The 340-nt window shown below is 44.7% G+C and carries 1 rRNA gene; it reads left to right on the top strand.

Features of this window, described 5'->3' with window-relative positions:
* Positions 1–237: 237 nt before the first annotated feature.
* Positions 238–340: ribosomal RNA gene (locus tag H5073_RS18115) — 23S ribosomal RNA — on the top strand; the annotation flags it as partial.

Genomic DNA, 340 nt, shown 5'->3' with positions numbered 1-340 from the left:
CCACTTCCTACCCGGAGGTGAGACAAGTAAAAACCAAGCTGGTCATAGTATGACCCAATGTTTTTCTTAGTGTCTTTTAGCAATAAAAGAGATTAAGCGCAGTTAATCGCTTGTTAGGCAAGGCTTGAAGTGAAACGACGAATGAGTGTAGCAGCGCTACATGATTGAGGAGTGACACTGAAAACGATGCATAACAAGATGAGTAACAAGCGCAGGAAAGACCCATTTGGGTTGTATGGTTAAGTGACCAAGCGTATACGGTGGATGCCTTGGCAGTCAGAGGCGATGAAGGACGTAGTAACTTGCGAAAAGCGTTGGCGAGCTAGTAACAAGCATTTGA

The organism is Shewanella sp. SR44-3 (genome assembly GCF_014163735.1).
GTDB lineage: Bacteria > Pseudomonadota > Gammaproteobacteria > Enterobacterales > Shewanellaceae > Shewanella.
This window is presented reverse-complemented; position numbering and strand designations above follow the sequence as displayed.